The 3,377-nt window shown below is 46.3% G+C and carries 2 protein-coding genes; both read left to right on the top strand.

Translation table 11 applies throughout. From position 1 onward, the window contains the following. Positions 1-358: 358 nt before the first annotated feature. Positions 359-1,702 carry a ParA family protein gene (locus H7U20_RS06900; protein ID WP_199518858.1) on the top strand — a complete coding sequence of 448 codons (1,344 nt, stop codon included), beginning with the start codon at positions 359-361 and terminating at the stop codon, positions 1,700-1,702. Beyond that, positions 1,702-3,174: a hypothetical protein gene (locus tag H7U20_RS06895; RefSeq protein ID WP_199518857.1), complete on the top strand. Its 1,473-nt coding sequence runs from the start codon at positions 1,702-1,704 to the stop codon at positions 3,172-3,174. Before H7U20_RS06900 ends, H7U20_RS06895 begins: the two co-directional genes overlap by 1 nt. Positions 3,175-3,377: the final 203 nt, after the last annotated feature.

Here is a 3,377-nt window from a genome sequence, read left to right as displayed (position 1 = left end):
CAGAAATTGCCGGCGATGGTCAAATCGTTCTTCCAGCAACAGGAATGCAGTTACGCCGCCTGAGCGCTAGCTTTACTTTCTAGAAGGTTAGTATTGAAAGTGAGAAGAAAAAAAAATTTCGAGCCCATGTCCCAGATTTAACTCAAACGGTGGCCACCTTGGGGGTATTTCCGGATGGTCGCACTGCAACACGCTATTTATCAATGGTTCCAGATCTTAGTCATTTCAATAATTGGAGTATAGATCATCGTTATTGGACAAATGATGAATTACCTGAGGATTCTCTTCCAAAGTGGAAAATGGCAGCAACGCAAGTAGTCAACATGCTGGATTCCGCAACCATAGACGGAGTAATTTTATGAAAGCGATTAGATTCAACGAAGCACTTCGTCTTGCTGCCGAAGCGGCAGTTTCCGCAAGTCTTGGTCAACAGCATAAAGTACTATTAATTCGAGATGTTTATGGGCGATTGCGCTTTGCGGTAAATATCGAGCGGCAGGATTTTGACTTGGCTGTTGCACAAAAATTAGATCAAGCGCAGAAAAGGCTTGGTGCATTTTCTGCAACAGGCGGCGTACTATTTCGTGATGACTTTGCTGCTCCCGATACGTTGTTCGATCATGTGGATTGGCATGAGACACTTGTTCCTGGTCTTCTATTAGAGGATGGTTCAGTTTCACCAGAATTCTCGATTCAGTTGCTCGATAGGCAAATTGTTGGACAGTACTGGTTACGTACCGAACCAGAAGATACCGGATACATACATCCTCCACGAGTAGTGTTTTATGGAATTAAAGGCGGTGTTGGACGATCGACAGCTTTAGCAATGTTGGCTTACCGGCTCGCACGCAATGGTAAAAGAGTTTTACTGTTGGATTTCGATTTAGAGTCTCCCGGGCTATCAGGCTTGCTTTTGCCTGCCGAGCGTGTCGCGACGTACGGTTTAGTCGATTGGTTTGTAGAGGACGCTGTTGGCCAAGGGGATGAAATATTGCGAGATCTCATTGCCGATAGTCCGCTAGCGGACAACTTAACTGGATCTATTCGAATAGCGCCTGCAATGGGACAAGGAGAGTCAGCGTACTTGGCTAAGCTTGCCCGTGTCTATGCTGATGTACCTCATGCTGGCGCGGTGCCTGAACAATTTGCGGCAAGGATTCAAAGACTGGTTCGATTACTCGAAGTCCAAGAAGTACCAGATATCGTTCTTATCGATAGCCGTGCAGGATTACATGACCTTGCTGCAATTTCAATTACAGGATTGGCATCGTTAGCGCTACTATTTGCCACCGATACAACGCAGAACTGGGAAGGGTATCGACAGCTTTTCGGTCATTGGCAGGGACGCCCCGAAGTCTTGCGACACGTAAGGTCGCGACTTGCTATTGTTCAGGCGTTATTCCCCGAATCCGATCAAGCTGAACGCGCAACGCGCTTCCGTCAGAATGCATGTGATCTTTTCTCTACTACGCTATATGATCAGATTCCTGCTGGAGAACCTACTCCGCTCGATGCGTTCACGTTTGGTTTAGATGATGAAGACGCACCTCATTATCCATGGCAAGTGAGATGGAGCGCACGATTGCAAGAATTTGATCCACTGCTTCCAGTTGAGCGAGGAGGAGTTGGAGATGCAGATATTGACGCTGCATTCGGTCCTTTCTTTAAGGAGGTTACATCGATGGTTTTGGGAGATAGTTAATGGCTTTGGTATTTTCAGCGAAAGAGTTGCGACAGGCAATGCGTGATTCGCTTCCTGCTGTAGATCACGCCGGCGCAGAACCGGAACGTGATCCGGAATTTACTTACGTACCGCCTAGCCATGCTCGCGCGCTTGATCCTGACACGTGTGTGGTTGAAGGAATACGAGGTGCGGGGAAAAGTTTCTGGTGGGCACATTTATCATCCAAACCACATCAAAAATTTATTACTGGAGCCTTTCCGGAAGCCCGAATAAATCTTAAAGTAAAGGCTGTGCAGGCGTTTGGAGCGCAATCGAACTCAGTAGATGCACCGAGCCAAGATGTGCTTGCAGCATTGATACTAGAATACCCCGCTCGCATGATTTGGCGCGCTGTCTGTGCCCATAAAATTGGATTTGGTGCCCCGTTTCCATCAAAAGGAAATTGGCCAAAACGGGTGGCGTGGGTTGCTTCTCACCCCGAAGAATTTGATGAATTGCTGTTGAAGGCAGATAAAATATTTGACTCAAATAGTGAGACACTCATCATTCTGTTTGATGCATTGGATAGACTCGCAGAGGATTGGGCAAGTATTCGCCCGTTGGCCAAAGGTTTGTTGCAAGTTGCTCAAGATTTGCGTGCAACTAAACGAATTCGTTTTAAAATATTCGTTCGTCCTGATATGTTGCAAGATCGAGCGATTATTGGTTTCCCAGATGCGTCAAAACTGTTGGCTCGGAAAGCGTCGTTATCTTGGCGGCGAGCGGACTTGTATGCTTTACTTTTTCAGTGCTTAGGAAATGCGGCTAAAGGTGGGAAAACTTTTAGAGCGCTGACTACGGAGGTGAGTGGACTTGGCTGGAAAAAAGATAATGTAGCCTGGATTTTGCCAAGTCCTTTACGAACTGACGAGAGCGTCCAAGAGCGAGTTTTCATTGCATTAGCCGGGCGAGCTATGGCTTCTGGCACTAGTGGAATTAAGCGGGGAAAACCTTATACTTGGTTGGTAAACCATTTACAAGATGGACTTGATCAGGTTAGTCCGCGCAGCTTCTTTTCTGCACTAAGACACGCTGCGGAACAGACTGAAGATGATTATAATTTAGCTATCGGTTACCGTGAAATTCAACAAGGTGTACAAGCAGCATCACAGATTCGTGTTGACGAAATTACAGGCGAAGACTACCCATGGGTAGATCTAGTGATGCAACCTTTAAGAGGGAAGCTCTCAGTTCCTTGTGCATCTAAAGATATTGAAAATATTTGGAAAAATGAAAAAACTTTGACGGATTTGAGTAAAAATTTGTTGAAATCTGGGACGGTCGTTAAATTGCCACCTCAAAGTCTTGAAGATGGTGTTGATGGAGTGCTGAAAGATCTTGAAGCTTTAGGTCTTGTTAATAGATTGAAAGATGAAAGAGTACAGATGCCAGACGTATATCGTATTGCGTTTGGTTTGGGACGGCGTGGTGGTGTGAAACCGTTAAAATAAATTTAGTAATTCAGCTATTATGCGGGCATTCTAAATTCTCCGTACGATATTTTTATCGTTCGGAGAATTATTTTAAGAATAACTTATCAAATGCAATCCCAACACCGCTCGATCAGCCGAGCCGCTTGGCGGCGATGGCGTTGCCGGCGCGGCTGGCGCCTTTACGGCCGAGGAACTGGGCGATGAACTGGCCGGGGGGGGGC

The organism is Rugamonas violacea, assembly GCF_016461825.1.
Lineage (GTDB): Bacteria > Pseudomonadota > Gammaproteobacteria > Burkholderiales > Burkholderiaceae_D > Rugamonas.
Note: the sequence above shows the minus strand (reverse complement) of the source record. Positions and strands in the feature narration are given on the sequence as shown.